Annotated in this window: 11 protein-coding genes and 3 pseudogenes; 9 read left to right on the plus strand and 5 right to left on the minus strand. The window is 61.9% G+C overall.

Annotated elements, in window-relative coordinates:
• The first annotated feature begins 106 nt into the window (after positions 1 to 106).
• The 3 genes and pseudogenes from FS819_RS27650 to FS819_RS27660 form a co-directional block, all read left to right on the plus strand.
• A pseudogene (locus tag FS819_RS27650) lies at positions 107 to 5,188 on the plus strand (helicase-like domain-containing protein).
• 307 nt (positions 5,189 to 5,495) lie between these two features.
• Complete coding sequence (locus FS819_RS27655) at positions 5,496 to 7,256, plus strand: ParB N-terminal domain-containing protein (RefSeq protein WP_114386962.1); 1,761 nt, start codon at positions 5,496 to 5,498, stop codon at positions 7,254 to 7,256.
• 96 nt (positions 7,257 to 7,352) lie between these two features.
• Positions 7,353 to 7,460 (plus strand): annotated as a pseudogene (locus FS819_RS27660) (UCP036055 family protein); the annotation flags it as partial.
• 127 nt (positions 7,461 to 7,587) lie between these two features.
• On the opposite strand, the gene FS819_RS27665 reads toward FS819_RS27660, so the two are convergent.
• From FS819_RS27665 to FS819_RS27675, 3 genes are read right to left on the minus strand one after another with little or no spacing between them, the layout of a single operon-like run.
• Positions 7,588 to 8,592: a tyrosine-type recombinase/integrase gene (locus tag FS819_RS27665; RefSeq protein ID WP_234624940.1), complete on the minus strand. Its 1,005-nt coding sequence runs from the start codon at positions 8,590 to 8,592 to the stop codon at positions 7,588 to 7,590.
• Positions 8,589 to 9,500, minus strand: a complete 912-nt coding sequence (locus FS819_RS27670; RefSeq protein WP_156538732.1) for a tyrosine-type recombinase/integrase — start codon at positions 9,498 to 9,500, stop codon at positions 8,589 to 8,591. Before FS819_RS27670 ends, FS819_RS27665 begins: the two co-directional genes overlap by 4 nt.
• The gene (locus FS819_RS27675) at positions 9,494 to 11,014 is read right to left on the minus strand and encodes a tyrosine-type recombinase/integrase (protein ID WP_194415682.1); all 1,521 of its coding nucleotides are present in this window, start codon (positions 11,012 to 11,014) and stop codon (positions 9,494 to 9,496) included. Before FS819_RS27675 ends, FS819_RS27670 begins: the two co-directional genes overlap by 7 nt.
• A 115-nt stretch (positions 11,015 to 11,129) precedes the next feature.
• On the opposite strand from FS819_RS27675, the pseudogene FS819_RS27680 reads away from it, so the two are divergent.
• The 4 genes and pseudogenes from FS819_RS27680 to FS819_RS27695 all read left to right on the plus strand — a co-directional run.
• A pseudogene (locus tag FS819_RS27680) lies at positions 11,130 to 11,501 on the plus strand (UCP036055 family protein); the annotation flags it as partial.
• Positions 11,498 to 12,385, plus strand: a complete 888-nt coding sequence (locus tag FS819_RS27685) for a DUF7007 domain-containing protein (protein WP_156538734.1) — start codon at positions 11,498 to 11,500, stop codon at positions 12,383 to 12,385. The pseudogene FS819_RS27680 and the gene FS819_RS27685, both read left to right, overlap by 4 nt.
• A complete protein-coding gene (locus FS819_RS27690) occupies positions 12,382 to 12,690 on the plus strand; it encodes a hypothetical protein (RefSeq protein ID WP_070167551.1) in 309 nt (102 codons plus the stop codon). The genes FS819_RS27685 and FS819_RS27690 overlap by 4 nt, the downstream gene beginning before the upstream one ends.
• Positions 12,687 to 12,896, plus strand: coding sequence for a hypothetical protein (locus FS819_RS27695; protein ID WP_070167493.1), 210 nt, complete (start codon positions 12,687 to 12,689; stop codon positions 12,894 to 12,896). Before FS819_RS27690 ends, FS819_RS27695 begins: the two co-directional genes overlap by 4 nt.
• Before the next feature lie 19 nt (positions 12,897 to 12,915).
• On the opposite strand, the gene FS819_RS27700 is transcribed toward FS819_RS27695, so the two are convergent.
• A complete protein-coding gene (locus FS819_RS27700; RefSeq protein WP_070167492.1) occupies positions 12,916 to 13,221 on the minus strand; it encodes an alkylphosphonate utilization protein in 306 nt (101 codons plus the stop codon).
• Between the two features lie 517 nt (positions 13,222 to 13,738).
• On the opposite strand from FS819_RS27700, the gene FS819_RS27705 reads away from it, so the two are divergent.
• Both FS819_RS27705 and FS819_RS27710 read left to right on the plus strand, forming a co-directional pair.
• Positions 13,739 to 14,338, plus strand: a complete 600-nt coding sequence (locus tag FS819_RS27705; protein WP_071205634.1) for a hypothetical protein — start codon at positions 13,739 to 13,741, stop codon at positions 14,336 to 14,338.
• Positions 14,339 to 14,651: 313 nt separating this feature from the next.
• The gene (locus FS819_RS27710; protein WP_234624941.1) at positions 14,652 to 15,419 is read left to right on the plus strand and encodes an ArdC family protein; all 768 of its coding nucleotides are present in this window, start codon (positions 14,652 to 14,654) and stop codon (positions 15,417 to 15,419) included.
• A gap of 34 nt (positions 15,420 to 15,453) precedes the next feature.
• Here the strand turns inward: FS819_RS27710 and FS819_RS27715 are convergent, their stop codons facing one another.
• On the minus strand, positions 15,454 to 16,209 hold the full coding sequence (locus tag FS819_RS27715; RefSeq protein WP_070167489.1) for a dienelactone hydrolase family protein: 756 nt from the start codon (positions 16,207 to 16,209) through the stop codon (positions 15,454 to 15,456).
• Positions 16,210 to 16,254: the final 45 nt, after the last annotated feature.

A 16,254-nucleotide genomic window follows, 5' to 3' on the forward strand; every position in this document is an offset into this window, starting at 1 on the left:
GGCGGCGGTCAAGCGCACCCAATCCCCCTCATCCCACGCATGTCGCCGGCCGACTGGAACCTTCCAGCGGGCCGGCGACGCGCGCCTTCACCCAGGAGATTCCAGCATGTCACATGACGATCCCTTCACCATCGATCTTTTCGGCAACACCGCGCTTTCGTCCGGCCTCGGCCTTGGCGTGACGGCCTTCGGCAGCAACTTCGAGCCCGACGACGATCCCGATCCTACAACTCCAGCGCCGGCCTTGCCGATCGCCGCGGTCATGCGGCCATCGTCCCCGGCCTGCCGTGCCCGTGGTCTGAACTTCCATCTCGCCGATGACCGTAGTCTCGCCCGCAGCTGGAAGGACCGTGCGCGCAACAATATCGCCGCGATCCGGCTCGCTGCCGAGATCGAGGCGGGTGAACGTCCTGCGACGCGCGCGGAACAGGAGACGCTGATCCGCTTCACCGGTTTCGGCGCGTCCGATCTTGCCAACGGCGTCTTCCGCCGTCCGGGCGAACTCGAATTCCGCAAGGGCTGGGACGAGATCGGTTCCGATCTGGAGGACGCGGTCGACGAGACCGACTATGCGTCGCTCTCCCGCTGCACCCAGTATGCCCATTTCACCCCGGAGTTCATCGTCCGGGCGATCTGGTCTGGCCTTCAGCGTCTCGGATGGCGCGGCGGCCGGGTGCTGGAGCCGGGGATCGGCACGGGCCTGTTTCCGGCGCTGATGCCGGAAGCGCTTCGTGATCTGTCGCACGTCACCGGCGTCGAGCTCGATCCCGTAACGGCACGCATCGTACGGCTTTTGCAGCCGCGAGCGCGGATCCTCACCGGAGATTTTGCGCGCACGGAGTTGCCGGCGCGCTTTGACCTTGCCATCGGCAATCCGCCTTTCTCGGACCGGACCGTCCGTTCCGACCGCGCCTATCGCTCGCTCGGGCTGCGATTGCACGACTATTTCATTGCCCGGTCGATCGACCTGTTAAAGCCGGGGGCTTTCGCCGCCTTCGTCACCAGCTCCGGCACGATGGACAAGGCGGATTCCTCCGCGCGCGAGCATATTGCAAGGACGGCGGACCTGATTGCCGCCATCCGCCTGCCGGAAGGCAGCTTCCGGGCCGACGCGGGAACCGACGTCGTCGTCGACATTCTGTTCTTCCGCAAGCGCAAGGTCGCCGAGCCCGAGGGCAATCTTTCCTGGCTCGACACGGACGAAATCCGGCCCGCCACGGAGGATGAGGGCGCCATCCGCGTCAACAGGTGGTTCGCCCAGCGTCCGGAATTCGTGCTCGGCACCCACGCACTGACCTCCGGGCCCTTCGGCGAAGCCTATACATGCCTTCCGGGTGACAGCGAGGATCTCGCCGCGGCGCTGTCGGCCGCCGTCCATCGTCTTCCGGAAGGCCGCTATGACGGCGAGCCCACCGCGATCGATCTCGATCTTGAGGGCGCGACCGACGATAGTCCTGTCGATCTTCCGTCCGGCCAGCATGTCCGCGAAGGTAGCTTCTTCGTCGATAACGCCCGAGGCCTCATGCAGGTGATCGACGGCGAACCCGTTGCGGTGAAGGCCCGGAAGGGTCGCAGCGCCGACGGTATCCCGGAGAAACACATCCGCATCATCCGTAAGCTGATCTCGGTCCGCGACGCGGTGCGTGTGGTGCTGAAGGCCCAGGAACTGGACCAGCCCTGGAAGGATTTGCAGGTCAAGCTGCGCATTGCCTGGTCGAGCTTCGTGCGCGACTTCGGCCCGATCAACCACACCACGGTCTCGATCAACGAGGATCCGGAGACAGGCGAGACGCGCGAGAGCCATCGGCGGCCTAATCTCCAGCCGTTCGCAGACGATCCCGATTGCTGGCTGGTCGCCTCGATTGAGGACTATGACCTCGAAAACGATACGGCGAGGCCCGGACCGATCTTCACCGACCGTGTCATCTCGCCGCCCGCCCCGCCGGTGATCACCAGTGCCGCAGATGCGCTCGCCGTGGTGCTCAACGAACGCGGGCGCGTTGATCTCGATCATATCGCCGAGCTTCTGCACCGTGATCCCGAAGACGTCGTCACTGAGCTCGGCAGCGCGATCTTCCGCGATCCCGCCGACGGATCCTGGCAGATGGCCGACGCCTATCTGTCCGGTCATGTCCGCGACAAGCTCAAGGTCGCGGAAGCCGCGGCCGCGCTCGATCCCGCCTATGAGCCCAACGTCTCGGCGCTCACAGCCGTCCAGCCGGTCGATCTTCGACCTTCGGACATCACCGCGCGCCTCGGCGCTCCGTGGATACCGGCTGGAGACGTCGTCGCCTTCGTCAAGGAGATGATGGGAACGGACATCCGGATCCATCACATGCCCGAACTGGCGTCATGGACCGTCGAGGCCGGCCAGCTTTCCTACCTCGCCGCCGGAACATCCGAATGGGGAACGGACCGCCGCCATGCCGGCGAACTGCTGTCCGACGCCCTGAACAGCCGGGTGCCGCAGATCTTCGATACGATCAGGGACGGCGACAGCGAAAAGCGGGTTCTCAACGTCGTCGATACTGAAGCGGCCAAGGAAAAGCTTCACAAGATCAAGCAGGCCTTCCAGCGCTGGATATGGTCCGATCCCGATCGCACCGACCGGCTGGCACGCATCTATAATGACCGCTTCAACAACATCGCGCCGCGAATGTTCAACGGCGATCATCTCAAACTTCCCGGCGCCTCGGGCGCCTTTGTTCTTTATGGACATCAGAAGCGCGGGATCTGGAGGATCATCTCGTCCGGCTCGACTTATCTTGCCCATGCCGTCGGCGCCGGCAAGACCATGACGATGGCAGCAAGCATCATGGAGCAGCGCCGTCTCGGCCTGGTCGCCAAGGCGATGCAGGTCGTGCCGGGGCATTGCCTTGCGCAGGCCGCGCGCGAGTTCCTGGCGCTCTATCCCACGGCTCGCATCCTCGTTGCGGACGAAACAAATTTTTCGAAGGACAAGCGCGCCCGGTTCCTGTCGCGCGCGGCGACGGCAACCTGGGATGCGATCATCATCACGCATTCCGCCTTCAGGTTCATCGGTGTGCCGGCGGCGTTCGAACAACAGATGATCCACGACGAACTGGAGCTCTACGAAACCCTGCTCCTGAAGGTCGAGGATGAGGACCGCGTCTCTCGCAAGCGTCTCGAGCGCCTGAAGGAAGGGCTGCAGGAGCGGCTCGAAGCGCTTTCCACCCGCAAGGACGATCTCCTCACCATCGCCGAGATCGGCGTCGACCAGATCATCGTCGACGAGGCGCAGGAGTTCAGGAAGCTCAGCTTCGCAACCAATATGTCGACGTTGAAGGGCGTCGATCCGAACGGCTCGCAGCGGGCCTGGGATCTCTATGTGAAATCCCGCTTCATCGAGACGGTCAATCCCGGTCGGGCGCTTGTGCTCGCCTCGGGCACTCCGATTACAAATACGCTCGGAGAAATGTTCTCGGTCCAGCGGCTGATGGGCCACGCGGCACTGGAGGAGCGTGGCCTGCACGAGTTCGATGCCTGGGCGTCGACCTTCGGCGACACGACCACCGAGCTGGAGCTTCAGCCATCCGGCAAGTACAAGCCGGTGTCCCGTTTCGCCAGCTTCGTCAATGTGCCCGAGCTGATCGCGATGTTCCGCAGCTTCGCGGATGTCGTGATGCCGGCGGACCTGCGCGAGTACGTGAAGGTGCCGGCGGTCTCGACCGGCAGGCGCCAGATCGTCACGTCGAAGCCGACGCAGGCGTTCAAGCACTACCAGATGGTGCTGGCCGAGCGCGTCAAGGCGATCGAGGAGCGCGAGGGGCCGCCGCAGCTGGGCGACGACATCCTGCTTTCCGTCATCACCGATGGCCGGCATGCCGCGATCGACCTGCGCCTCGTGGATGCCGACAACGACAATGAGGCGGACAACAAGCTCAACAACCTCATCTCGAACGCCTTCAATATCTGGAAGGCGACCGAGGGTAGCACCTATCTCCGCCATGACGGCAAGCCGTTCGAGTTGCCAGGTGCTGCGCAGATGATCTTTTCCGACCTGGGCACCATCAGCGTCGAGAAGACGAGGGGCTTTTCCGCCTATCGCTGGATCCGCGATGAGCTGATCCGCATGGGTGTCCCGGCATCGGAAATCGCCTTCATGCAGGACTTCAAGAAGTCGGAGGCCAAGCAGCGGCTGTTCGGCGACGTCAGGGCCGGCAGGGTCCGCTTCCTGATCGGCTCGTCGGAAACGATGGGGACCGGGGTCAATGCCCAGCTCCGCCTGAGGGCGCTTCATCATCTCGATGTTCCGTGGCTTCCCTCGCAGATCGAGCAACGGGAAGGCCGCATCGTGCGGCAGGGCAACCAGCATGATGAGGTCGATATCTTCGCCTATGCCACCGAGGGTTCGCTCGACGCGACGATGTGGCAGAACAACGAGCGCAAGGCGCGCTTTATCGCGGCCGCGCTCTCCGGTGACACCTCGATCCGGCGGCTGGACGATATGGGCGAAGGGCAGGCCAACCAGTTCGCAATGGCCAAGGCCATCGCGTCGGGCGATCAGCGGCTGATGCAGAAGGCCGGGCTCGAAGCGGACATCGCCCGGCTGGAGCGGCTCCGTGCAGCGCATACAGACGACTAGCACGCCGTTCGCCGGCAGCTTCGCGATGCCGAGCGCGACATCGAGGTATCGACACGGCGGATTGCGGAGATCGATCAGGACATCACGCGCCTGATTCCGACCGCTGGCGAGGCCTTCACCCTGACGGTCGCGGGGAAAGACTACTCCGAACGCAAGGACGCGGGTCGCGCCCTCATGAAGGAGATCCTGATCCTTGTTCAGCTCAGCCAGGAGGGCAAGGCCGTCATCGCCTCGATCGGCGGTTTCGAGCTCGAATTTGACGGCCGGCGTTATGGCAAGGATGGCTATCGCTACACCACCAAGATGAAGCGAACCGGCGCGGACTACGAGGTCGAGCTTCCGATTACGGTGACGCCGCTCGGGGCCGTTTCCCGCCTCGGACACGCACTCGACGATTTCGAAGGCGAGCGGGAGCGCTATCGCCAGCGTCTCGGCGACGCCCGCCGCAGGCTTGCGTCGTACCAGTCGCGCGGCGAAGGCAGTGAATTCGCATTCACCGGGGAACTGGCCGAAAAACACCGGCAGCTTGCCGAGGTCGAGGCGGCACTGGCGGCTGATGTCGGTGAGCGGATCGTGGCTTGAGAAGCGACACTCGTGACAACATTCGCCCGCACGGACGCTCTTCTGAAATGAGAAAATAGGGAAGGGGGGAAGCTTGCTCGCAGATCGGGCAGGCCGCTGACGCTTGCGCTCAACCGCGCCACTCGCGATCCCGGCCCGTCGTCCTGCGCAGGGCTGTAAGCCCCGCTTGGCCAGCCGGGCAGGGATGCTCGGCCGCAGTTGCACCGGCCCGTCCGCTCCGCGGTCCGGGAAGTGTCTTTGGAAAGAACTGAAGACGGAAGAGGGCTGGCAAGGCGCTGGCCCATCAATCCCGGAAGGAGCCAATCTCATGCAAATCCTCAAACTCGATCCCCGTGCGCTGAAAGACAATCCCGATGACACGCGTCGCTCGAAATCCTCGCAACAATCCGACGCGCTGTTGCTTGCGACAGTGAAAGCGGTCGGCATCATCCAGCCGCCGGTCATCTCGCCGGAAGTCGACGGTGGCAATGGCTACATCATCCAGGCCGGACACCGCCGCGTGAAGCAGGCGATCGCAGCGGGACTGGAGGAAATCACCGTCCTCGTCGTCGCAGCGGCCAACGACAATGGCGCGATGCGCTCGATGGTGGAAAACATCGCCCGCGAGCCGCTCAACCCCGTCGACCAATGGCGCGGCATCGAACGCCTGGTTGCGCTCGGCTGGACCGAGGAAGCGATCGGCGTGGCGCTCGCATTGCCGGTCCGCCAGATCAGGAAGCTCAGGCTCCTGGCCAACGTGCTGCCTGCCATGCTCGACCATATGGCGCTCGGCGACATGCCGAACGAGCAGCAGCTCCGCACCATTGCCGCAGCCTCGCTCGACGAGCAGAGGCAAGTCTGGAAAGCTCACAAGCCGAAGAAGTCCGAGCGGGCCGACTGGTACAACATCTCTCGAGCACTCTCCAAGACCCGCATGTTCGCCAAGGATGCGAGCTTCGGGGATGATCTCGCCGCTGCCTATGGCATCGAATGGGTCGAGGATCTGTTCGCTCCGGCCGACCAGGACAGCCGCTACACCACCAACGCGGAAGCGTTTCTCGGCGCCCAGCAGGAATGGATGACGAACAACCTTCCCAAGAAGGGGTCGATCATCGAGGTCAACAACTGGGGCCAGCCGGAACTGCCGAAGAAAGCGGAGCGTGTTTACGGCAAGCCGTCCAAGTCCGATCACGTCGGGATGTATCTCGACCGTGACGGCAAGGTGCAGTCAGTCGGGTACCGGATGCCGGAGGACAAGAAAACGAAGAAGGGCGGTTCGTCCACGATGGGCGCTCTGGCCGAAGCCGATGATGCAATCGTCGACGCGCCGAAACCGCGCCCCGATGTGACTCAGAAGGGGCAGGACATGATCGGCGACTTCCGCACCGACGCCCTGCATGAGGCGCTTGGACGCGCCCCGATCGAGGACGACATGCTGATGGCCCTGCTCGTGCTTGCGTTCGCCGGCCTGAACGTCCGCGTGGATTCCGGCGCGACCGATACCGTGTTCGGGTCGAAGCGCTTCAAGCGCCACGCCGCCCGGCTGATCGGCGAAGACGGCAGGCTCGCCTTCGACGGGGAGACATTGCGCGTGGCCGCGCGTTCGATGCTGATCGATGTGCTGTCGTGCCGGCGGGGTATGTCCAACAGCGGCGTGATCTCCCGGATCGCAGGTGACGCGATCGGCGCCGACAACTTCCTGCCGAACATGGGCTCGGAGGACTTTCTGCTGTGCCTGTCTCGTCAGGCGATGGAAGCAGCGGCGAAGGATGCGAACGTACTTCCGCGCCAGAAGGTGCGGGAGACCCGTGCGGCTCTCGTTGATCATTTCAGGCAAGAGCGCTTCGTTCACACGGCCGCACTCTTCGCGCCCGATCCGCAGGACATCGTGGATCTCATCAAGAGTGGCGAGGTTCTCGATGACGACGACAGCGCGGAAGAAGCAGACGTCGATGAGCCCGCCCTTGATGGAGAAGAAGCCCTCGCCACCCCCGAAGACGAGGCCGATCTTCCGGGCAGCGCCGACGACGCTCCCGAAGCCGTCGATCCTGACGAAGAGCAGGATGCTTACGGGATCGCCGCGGAGTAGCCGCGTCCCTCCTTCCCCTTCCGAATGGTTGTCCGCCGCCGGTGATTTCCACCGGCGGCGGCTTCGTTTCCTGCCCTAAAGATCAAGGAGATCAACATGTCCGCACATCTCGCATTCCTGGCGCCGATCGGTACCGTTCTGGCGTGGTCCAACGGCCAGCCGCGCCCGCCGGAGCGCCATCGCAAAAAGCTCTCCGCGTGGAAGTTATGCTGACGTCAGCATAATTCCCATTATGCCGAGGTCGTAATTATGCCGAGCATCTTATGAGCTGCGACGTCAGGGCATGGGTTGTGGTCCAAAATGCTCGGCATAATATCGATCTGTTCAGCCGTCAGGTGCCGTTGCTGGCGGTCGCGAGCATGGCGAGCAGCTTGTCCGAAGGCGGTTGGAACCGGCCAGGCTTCACACCCGGCGGTGCATGGGCGGCGAGAATGGCAAGCTTCTCGGCCGCATCGGAGCGTAGATAGATTTCGGTGCTCCGAAGCGACGCGTGCCCAAGCCATAGCGAGACCTTCCGAATGTCGCCGGTAGCCGCCAATGTATGAGCGGCACAGCTGTGGCGAAGGACATGCGGTGTCACCCGCTTTGACAGGAGTGATGGACACGCTATCGCCGCCTGACGAGCATGCTTCTCTACTACCAATGCGAGACCGTCGCGGCTAAGCGGCTCGCCAAGCCGATTTAGGAGCAGGGTCTGCTCGCTGGTATTGCCGCGAGCGCCAATCCAGCCTCGTACTGCCTGCTGCGTCTCACGCCACAAGGGCAGGACACGCTCGCGCCGTCCCTTTCCACGAATGCGGACTGTTGCCAGCGAGCCGGGAGGGAACGCGGTCATCTCTATGGAAAGAAGCTCCGATGCTCGCAGTCCGCATGCATAGGCCATGTGAAGCATCGCTCGATCGCGAAGCCCACCAAAGCTACGGCTGTCGGGAGCGGCGAGCAGCGCCTTCACCTCATCGATGGTCAGGGTATCGACCAGCCGCATGTCGGTCCGCTTTTGGGGCAGTGCGTGAATGCGCAGCACCTGATCAAGGCAAGAAGGAATCTTGTACTCGATATAGCGAAAGAAGGATCTTATCGCGGCAAGACGGACATTGCGGGTAGAGGCGCTGTTCTGACGACCGGTCTCCACATGATCCAGAAAAGCCAGTATCAGATCCGGATCGAGATCTTCGATCTGGAGATCGATTGGCCGGCATCGCCGCCGCGCCGCAGCGAACCGGGCCAGCAATGTGAAGCTGTGGGCGTAGGTCGCGACCGTGTGGGGGCTGGCATTGCGATGCCGCGGCAAATGATCGACGAGAAATACGGTAAGATGAGAAGCGAGCGGGGTCACCGGACACCTCCCTGGAAGCGATCCTCATTTACCGCAGCAATGGCGCGCATTAAAACCGGCGTGGCTTCGAGATACCAATAGGTGCAAAGAATGCTGCTGTGCCCAAGATAATCGCGAAGCGCGACCATGTGGCGGCGGACTGCGTTGATATCGTGTGCGCACGCCTCGAGCGAACGGACAGCAAAGCTGTGCCGAAGATCATGCAATCGCGGCCCTGGAGTGCCAACCGGGCCACGAATGCCAAGCTGACGGGTTAAGCTGTTGAACGTCCTGCCGACGGATTGCTTGGTCGGCGCCCGTCCTGTGCAACAGATGAACAGATCGTCGCTTATGGAAAAGGCCCGGTTGCGCGTGACGAGATAGGTGGTAATCGCCTCGCGCGTCGTTGAATGGATCGGCAATAGTCGGCTTCCGCCACCCTTGCTTCGGCGAATCAGCAGTCCGTCGCAGGTGAGGTCTGACCGTTGTAGAGCGAGCGCCTCCGATACACGCATGCCGGTGACGGCCAGCAGGCCGAGCAGGAAGTGATACGTGTAGGGAGCGATCGTCCGGTTCGATAAGGTCAGAGCAGCCGACAAAATCGCCTCGATCTGGTCAGGCTGGAGCAGATGTGGCGCCGGTCTCGGGTTCCTCCGCGATCCGAACGCGCCCTTAGGTAGCGCAGCGTGCCGGGAGTCCTCCGCTTGCAGAAAAGTGGAGAAGCGACGCAGGTGATTGTATATGGTCCTACCGCGATCGGGCGAACAGGCGAGATTGCACCATTCATGGACCCGATCGGTGGTGACGTGCGTATCGCCGAAATTATCGGCATAGCGCGCAAATCTGGTGAGGGCATGTTCGCCTGTCTCGAACTTGGCGCCGAGCTTGCGGCGGTAGTCAACATAACGCTCCAAGTGCTCGATCAGCATGCCGTACCTCCAATCCAGGGCTGCGCCACCTCACCTAACTTGTTGAAATCCAGCTTCGCATAGATCGCGGTCGTATCCGGCTTCCTGTGCCTGAGCACCGTACCGATCGCCTCGAGAGTGGAGCCCTCGCGCAGCATCGCGGTGGCAAGCGAGTGACGGAAAACGTGCGATCCGGAAGGGATACCGGTCAGACCAGCCCGCTTGATCGCCTTCGTGACGACCCACCCAACGATACTCGAATGAGCGAACGACCGATGTGGCGCGTTCATGCGCAAGAAGAGATGCTTGTCTGGGACAGTTGGGCGAACGTGTTCGATATAGGCCAGGATCGCCTCCCCGGCGTCCTGGGGAAGAGGGAGTCGGGTCGCACGCCTGGACTTGCCGGATACGCGGATTGTGCCCTGGCCCCAATCGATATCATCGAGTTGCAATGTGGCGATGTCGCCGGCGCGCAAGCCGAGCCTGGCCAGCAACAGGATCAAAGCCCGGTCGCGAATGCCTCTGCGCGTCGAGGTATCGCATGATCCGATGATGCGTTCGATCGACTCGCGATCGATGTACTTTGGGACTTGCTTGGCGCGAATCGTTGGCCCAACATTCAGTGCGGCAAGTCGATCGGGTGGACACTCGCCTTTAGCGATCAAGAACCGGACAAATGATCGTAAGGTGCTCATCGTTCGACCGATTGATCCAGTCGAGCGGTGTGCCTGGTCGAACAGGATCGAACGTAGTACCTCAGTCGAGCACGTTACTTCTTCGCCACAGATCTTAGCGTACCACCGCTTCACCTCCCTTAATTTGTCTTCGATGCCTCTGGGGGAAAGCGCCCTGGCCGTGGCCAACCAATGGCAATAAGCCGCCAGCCTGTCATCTAACTTGGAGGGTTGCGGTGGCGACGCTACAATGTCTTGGCCAACGAGATGGGCGACGAACGTGGTAGCATCACGGCGGCGAGTCGCCACAGTGCCATGTTTTAGGGGGCCGCTCTTGGCACGTGGGCATGAGCAATCGTGCCGAGCGAACAACTCAATCGTATCACGGTTCACATGATCCCAACCGCCATTGTTGCCGGTCCAGTAAGCAAAGTGCCGTGCATTGAAAACCATAGGCCTGACGGTCTTGGGAGTGTAGCCTTTTGCCGCCAGTGCAGCGGCATAATGGCCTAAATACTGTGAAATATCGTTCCGGTTCCTCGACGGAATCACACCTCGCTGTTCAAGCAGATGAATGAACATCCGCGCCACCGACATATATTGCCGAGGGTTGTTGGGAGTGGCTTTGAACCCAGGGCACCGGCATCGATGCTTTCCGAACCGTTCCAATGTCGCATTGGTAACGTCAGCCAGGGCGATCTTGTGGAGATCAAGCCAGCAAATCAAATGTCGTGAGGCGTTTCTGTGAAGGTGATTGGAACTCATGACGTAAGGCGCCACGAACTCCGCAATAAGCTCGTCTGGCAACAGCGAAGTTGCGGCAACGTGAGGCTCATAATCGAACAACGATACTTTTGACATGCATATCCTCCATTGGTTGTGGGAGGATGATATTATGCCGATCGTACAGCCTTCTAAGCGTAGGAAACGCGCCCCAAGACAAAACCTACTCGGCATAATTACGACCTCGGCATAATGGAAGACCAACAACAGCAGAGGCCGGCTGATACGCAAGCAGGACGAGCGCGGCACCGGCAACATCAGCCTGCCGCCCAGCTTCACGCTCCACGAAGGCGACTATGGCAGCGGCGGTGTTATTGCGATCCGCGTCCACCGCACATTTTCGCTGGAAACCAGCCTGATGTTCACCATCGTCGAACGTCCGGCGGTCGGCAGTTGCCGTGTCTTCGACCGCCCTGGCGACAGCGCCGACCTCGTCCATCTCGCGACGAGCCGGCAGGCTGCGCAGGAATGGCTGACCACCCATGGCTATCCGTCCGCCGTCCTCGAGGACGTCACGGCGGATGAGATAGCCGCCGATGTCGTGGAAGGGAGGGCTGCCGCATGATCGATCTTCCCAACACGAACACGCCCGACTGCACCCCCGGATTTCCGGAGGTTTCCTTTGGTCTGTCCTGCGAAGGGTTCCCCGTCGCCCGCGTCGGCGATCACGCCTTTGCCATGCTGTCAGGTCATTCCGGACGGCATTATCTGGCCACCGGCTGGAAGATTGGGCGTCCGCTTCCCGAGTGGCGACGGGGAGACTTCTACGGCCATTGCGGCGAACTCGCCGATGAGGCGGCGTTTAGTGCACACGTCCTTGAACAGGCCGAACATCAGCGCGAAATACAGGCGCTCGGACGTCGGAATACCGCCCCCCATGTGCATACGCCATGGGGTTCGGCCCAGCACTCGACAACCTATGCCGAGGGGATCGAATTCCACTCCACTGCAAGCCACGGCGGCTTCAGGCTCTCGGCCGACCGAAACCGCATTGTCCATCCGCTGCTCCGGGCGGACGACGGGTTCTACGAGGAGGATTGCGCCTGGGCTGCCATGGCGCTCACCTTCCCTGAACTGTTCACCAGCTTCGAGAAGCGTTGCGCCAGCGAGACGCTAAAGAACTGGGAGCCCGATGCGTGGGAGGCGATTTTCGCGAATGTGCTTGCTCACGGCGAATCTCATGTGAAGGATCGCCGCGCGTTCAAGCTGGACCACGCCAGCGACTGGATTGTGATTTCGGCACTTCGATCGGATCATCATCCAGGCATGACCGAGGTGATCGCCACGCGAGCAGGCAGGCGCGATCATGGCGGCGAGGAACGGCGATTTCTCGTGCCGTCACCCGAATACGAAGCAGGCCGTTTCGGCTACGTCATCGATGAAGCGCGCCATGCAGCCTACGACGGCCCATCAAGCCTTGCCTCATGGAAGGGGAGGACGGCGGCATGAACCGGTCCATCGATCGACAGGCGGAATTGCGGCGCATGGAAGAAGCGTGCCGGCAGACGCGGCATCAGCTCGACATGATCGAGCACCAGATCATTCGCAGGATGACCGCGCTGATCCCATCGCTTGGACGGCGCAAATACGGATATCGCCGCGGCAGGCCTCCTGAACCCGAAGCCTTCCTCACCCGCTACCGCTCAAATCTTGCGGCGATCACCGCGCAGCGCCAGCCAGAGATCGATGCTCTGGCGCGCAAGCTTATGCGGCAGCAGTCCGCGATTGCGGCATTGCAGGAGACGATACCATGAAGCGCCATGAACCGCTTCCGTCTCTCACGGATCAGGAGGTAAAGGCGCTTCAGCATTACGCAGCGAGGCACGGCCGATCATGGAAGCGCATCCTCAACACCGTCTGGATGGGCGAAGGGCGCTGCGATGACGACCAGATCCTTCGCAAGCTGCGCAACACGCACGGCCCGACCTGGCTGGACCGCTATCGGCTGCCGAAACCTTGAGCAATCGGCACAGCCCTGATCAACGCTTGCGCACGAACTCGGTGCGCAGGACCAGGCCTTTGATTGCGTCATGCCGGCAGTCAATCTCTTCCGGATCGTCTGTCAGCCGGATCGAGCGGATCACCGTGCCCTGCTTCAAGGTCTGGCCGGCGCCTTTGACCTTCAGGTCCTTGATCAGCACGACGGAGTCGCCATCGGCCAGCACGTTGCCGGAGGCGTCGCGCACTTCTGCGGCTTTTGCTTTTTCGGCGGAAATCTCGGATGCCGGACGCCATTCGCCGGTTGCTTCGTCATAGACATAATCGTCGCCGCTATGATCGCTCATCTGCGGTGTTCCTTTCGCGAATACTGTTGGTCGGTCGTAACGCCAGAGGCGCGTCTATCGTGGAAAGCCGGCGCAAGCAAATCAGGGTGTTCTGACAGGCACATCGGGCATATCGGCGATCCATTCTGGCGACGCGGAGCAGCAGTGACGTCAGCATGGAAGGACCAGCTTGCAGGCGCGGGCCTGGCGCGCGTTTTGCATGACCTCCTTTCCGGCTTCGGCATCCGGGATCAGCCCCTTTGCCGTTCTGTCCTTCGGTTTCGTGGCGGTCTGAACCAGCGCCCGTCCGGTTCAAGGCCGCTGTCGCGCCGCGGGGCGGCCGGTCATGCCGCTCTCGACAAAACAGGCACGCGGGCTTCGCAGAACCGTGGGTTCCGCTTGCCCGCCCACCTGCTTCGCTCGTTCTGGCCTGCCCGGACCCTGAACCGCCCGGCTTGCGCCGGTTCTTTTCGACCGCACCGAAGGACAGAACGGCCAAGGGGCCGAACCCTTCGGGCAAACCGAAAAGGAAACCATCATGGCAAAGCCCGCAACCCCTTCCCGTCAAGCTTCTCGCCCTGCCGCCCGTGTCGTGCAGCTCCGCAAGGGCGCCACGATCGAAATGGTCCGCCTGACATGCCCCGACGAAGCGCAGGCGCTCCGGATCGCCGAAAGCTTCGGAACGGCCATCCTCGACAGCGACGGCATCCGCGACATGCACGAGCGCCTTATCGTCGAAACCGCGACCGGCCTCTCCGATGGCCTCGGCGAACGGGCGATGCAGATCCATCTCCAGCGCATCGTCGGCGCCTATGTGGGATCGGCCCATGGCGCTGGCCAGTTCTACAGCAAGGCCGTCACCGAAGCACGCGATGCGACCGCCAAGGGTGCGTCGGACGCTCGCGACGAGGATCTCGATGGCCCCGTCGGTTACGACAGCGCCGCCCAGCGCAAGCGCGAGTTCGCAGCCGACATGGGTATTCAGGCCCACGCGCTCCGCCTGGCAGCTGAAGGCGCCGTCGCAGCCTACGAACAGATTGTCGGCGAAGCGTGGAAGCCATTCGATCGGCCGGTCGACAACCCCGGCCAGGCGCTCGACCGCAAGGCGGCCGCAGCACAGATGGACGCTCTTGGCTGAGACGTCTCCGGCGGAGCATCCAGCTCCGCCTTCGTCGGGACGAGGCCGCCTCACTCCGAGGCGGCCATTTTTTGTGTCGCCGTTGGAGTAAAGCTCAATGGGGATACAGAAGAAAGACGAAGAGACGCGGGGCGACATCGCTGCCCCGTCCCGTTCGTCGGTCCTGCAGGAGCCGGCGGCAAGCCGCAACGGCTGCGCCGTCCTCCACTGGCGTTCCGGCCGTTCCGGTGCGCCTTCGCCCCGATCGCTCCTGCTTTCGGCCCTCCGCAACGGGGCCGCGATGGGCGCGGCCTCCTGAAACGGAGGTTTGGAAATGAGCAGGAAAGCAGCAAACACGCGGACCGACATTTATGCACGCATCACCGATAGGATCGTCGCCGATCTGGAAAAGGGCGTGCGCCCGTGGGTGCAGCCGTGGAGTGCGGCCAATCTATCGGGCCGGGTGAGCCGGCCGCTTCGTCACAACGGACAAGCTTACACCGGCCTCAATGTTCTGCTTCTGTGGTCGGAGAGCGTCGCCAGTGGTTTCATGTCGTCAACATGGATGACGCTGCGCCAGGCAAACGAACTCGGCGCTCACGTGCGCAAGGGCGAGAGCGGCGCGACCGTCGTCTATGCCAGCCGCTTCACCAAGACCGAACCCGATGCGGGCGGCGGAGAGGTCGAGCGCGATATTCCCTTCCTGAAGGCCTATACAGTTTTCAATTGCGATCAAATCGATGGCCTTGCAGATCATTATTACAGTCGCCCCGAACCGATCGCGAAACCGCTCGAGCGTATCGAGCATGCCGATCGCTTCTTCGATAACACGGGTGTTGTCGTCCGTTACGGCGGCGACAAGGCCTATTATTCTCCTGCCTCCGACCACATCCAGCTGCCGCGGCCCGAACAATTCCGGGACATGGCCTCTTTCGTTGCGACGAGAGCGCACGAAACCTTGCATTATGCCGTAAGTCCGATTATGCCGCATGGCCAATTTTCAGGGCGGAAGCTCCTCCAATTGGCCATGCAGCTGGTCGGCATAATCAGAGCCGTCAAGAGTGGCGACTATCGCGTGACAAGACGACAGTGCGCGTTCTAGCTTGTCCGGTGTTAAGCTGCCCCGGTACTGCGACTTAAACCATCACGTCTTGCAAATATTGGTCGACGTGCTCGGTCCAAAGCGCTGGCTTGAACATCAATGCGTGGCCCATGGGTGCCGCCACAAATTTTCCCTGTCCGCCCGCGGCCTGAAACTTGTCAAAGTTCCCCCTACAGTGTGCTATGCTGTAGTATTGATCTGAGCTGCCATGCAGCCAAAGAGTTGAAACTTCTGCGGATGCGCCCCGCTGGAAAAGCAGTGGGTTGACCAATGCATGTGACGGGCACCCTGTTCCCAGCCAGCCTCCATTGAAATTGATGGAACCGCGAAACGTCTTTGGCCTCATGCCAGCATAAGCGATGGCCAAGATACCCCCGCGTGAGACGCCCCCGATGACAAGCTTTTCCTGATTTACGTCAGATCGACCGCGCAGATGGTCGACTACCGCATCGACGTCCTCAACGGCCCGCTCGAAGCCGGCTATGGCTATTTCTGCGTCGCAGGAATAGCCGGAACCGTCTAGGGCAAGACCTTCACCATAGGCTCCGCCAGATTTTCCCCTTCCTCGACGTTGAGGGAACAGTGCCAACCATCCCCGCTCGACAAAGTAGTTTGCCACAATCGCGGGAGCCACCGTTCTGGAATAGAGGGATCTATTCTGCCCCCTGCCGGTCGAGCCGTGGTTGAACACAATCGTTGGAAACGGGCCTTTGCCAGTGGGCTTCGCGGCGACGATCTCCAATCGAGCTTCAGACTCAGCTGAGGGTATGAATAACTTATCAAACTTCATTGAGTGTGCCGCCGGAGATGTCTGCTCAGTTCGCAGTTATCATTT

It is taken from the genome of Allorhizobium sp. Av2 (assembly GCF_021462805.2).
GTDB lineage: Bacteria > Pseudomonadota > Alphaproteobacteria > Rhizobiales > Rhizobiaceae > Allorhizobium > Allorhizobium vitis_G.

Coding starts and splice junctions, on each gene's coding strand:
- FS819_RS27655 (WP_114386962.1), top strand. CDS start 5,496: ATGCAAATCCTCAAACTCGATCCCCGTGCGCTGAAAGACAATCCCGAT.
- FS819_RS27670 (WP_156538732.1), bottom strand. CDS start 9,500: ATGCTGATCGAGCACTTGGAGCGTTATGTTGACTACCGCCGCAAGCTC.
- FS819_RS27675 (WP_194415682.1), bottom strand. CDS start 11,014: ATGTCAAAAGTATCGTTGTTCGATTATGAGCCTCACGTTGCCGCAACT.
- FS819_RS27685 (WP_156538734.1), top strand. CDS start 11,498: ATGATCGATCTTCCCAACACGAACACGCCCGACTGCACCCCCGGATTT.
- FS819_RS27690 (WP_070167551.1), top strand. CDS start 12,382: ATGAACCGGTCCATCGATCGACAGGCGGAATTGCGGCGCATGGAAGAA.
- FS819_RS27695 (WP_070167493.1), top strand. CDS start 12,687: ATGAAGCGCCATGAACCGCTTCCGTCTCTCACGGATCAGGAGGTAAAG.
- FS819_RS27700 (WP_070167492.1), bottom strand. CDS start 13,221: ATGAGCGATCATAGCGGCGACGATTATGTCTATGACGAAGCAACCGGC.
- FS819_RS27705 (WP_071205634.1), top strand. CDS start 13,739: ATGGCAAAGCCCGCAACCCCTTCCCGTCAAGCTTCTCGCCCTGCCGCC.
- FS819_RS27710 (WP_234624941.1), top strand. CDS start 14,652: ATGAGCAGGAAAGCAGCAAACACGCGGACCGACATTTATGCACGCATC.
- FS819_RS27715 (WP_070167489.1), bottom strand. CDS start 16,209: ATGAAGTTTGATAAGTTATTCATACCCTCAGCTGAGTCTGAAGCTCGA.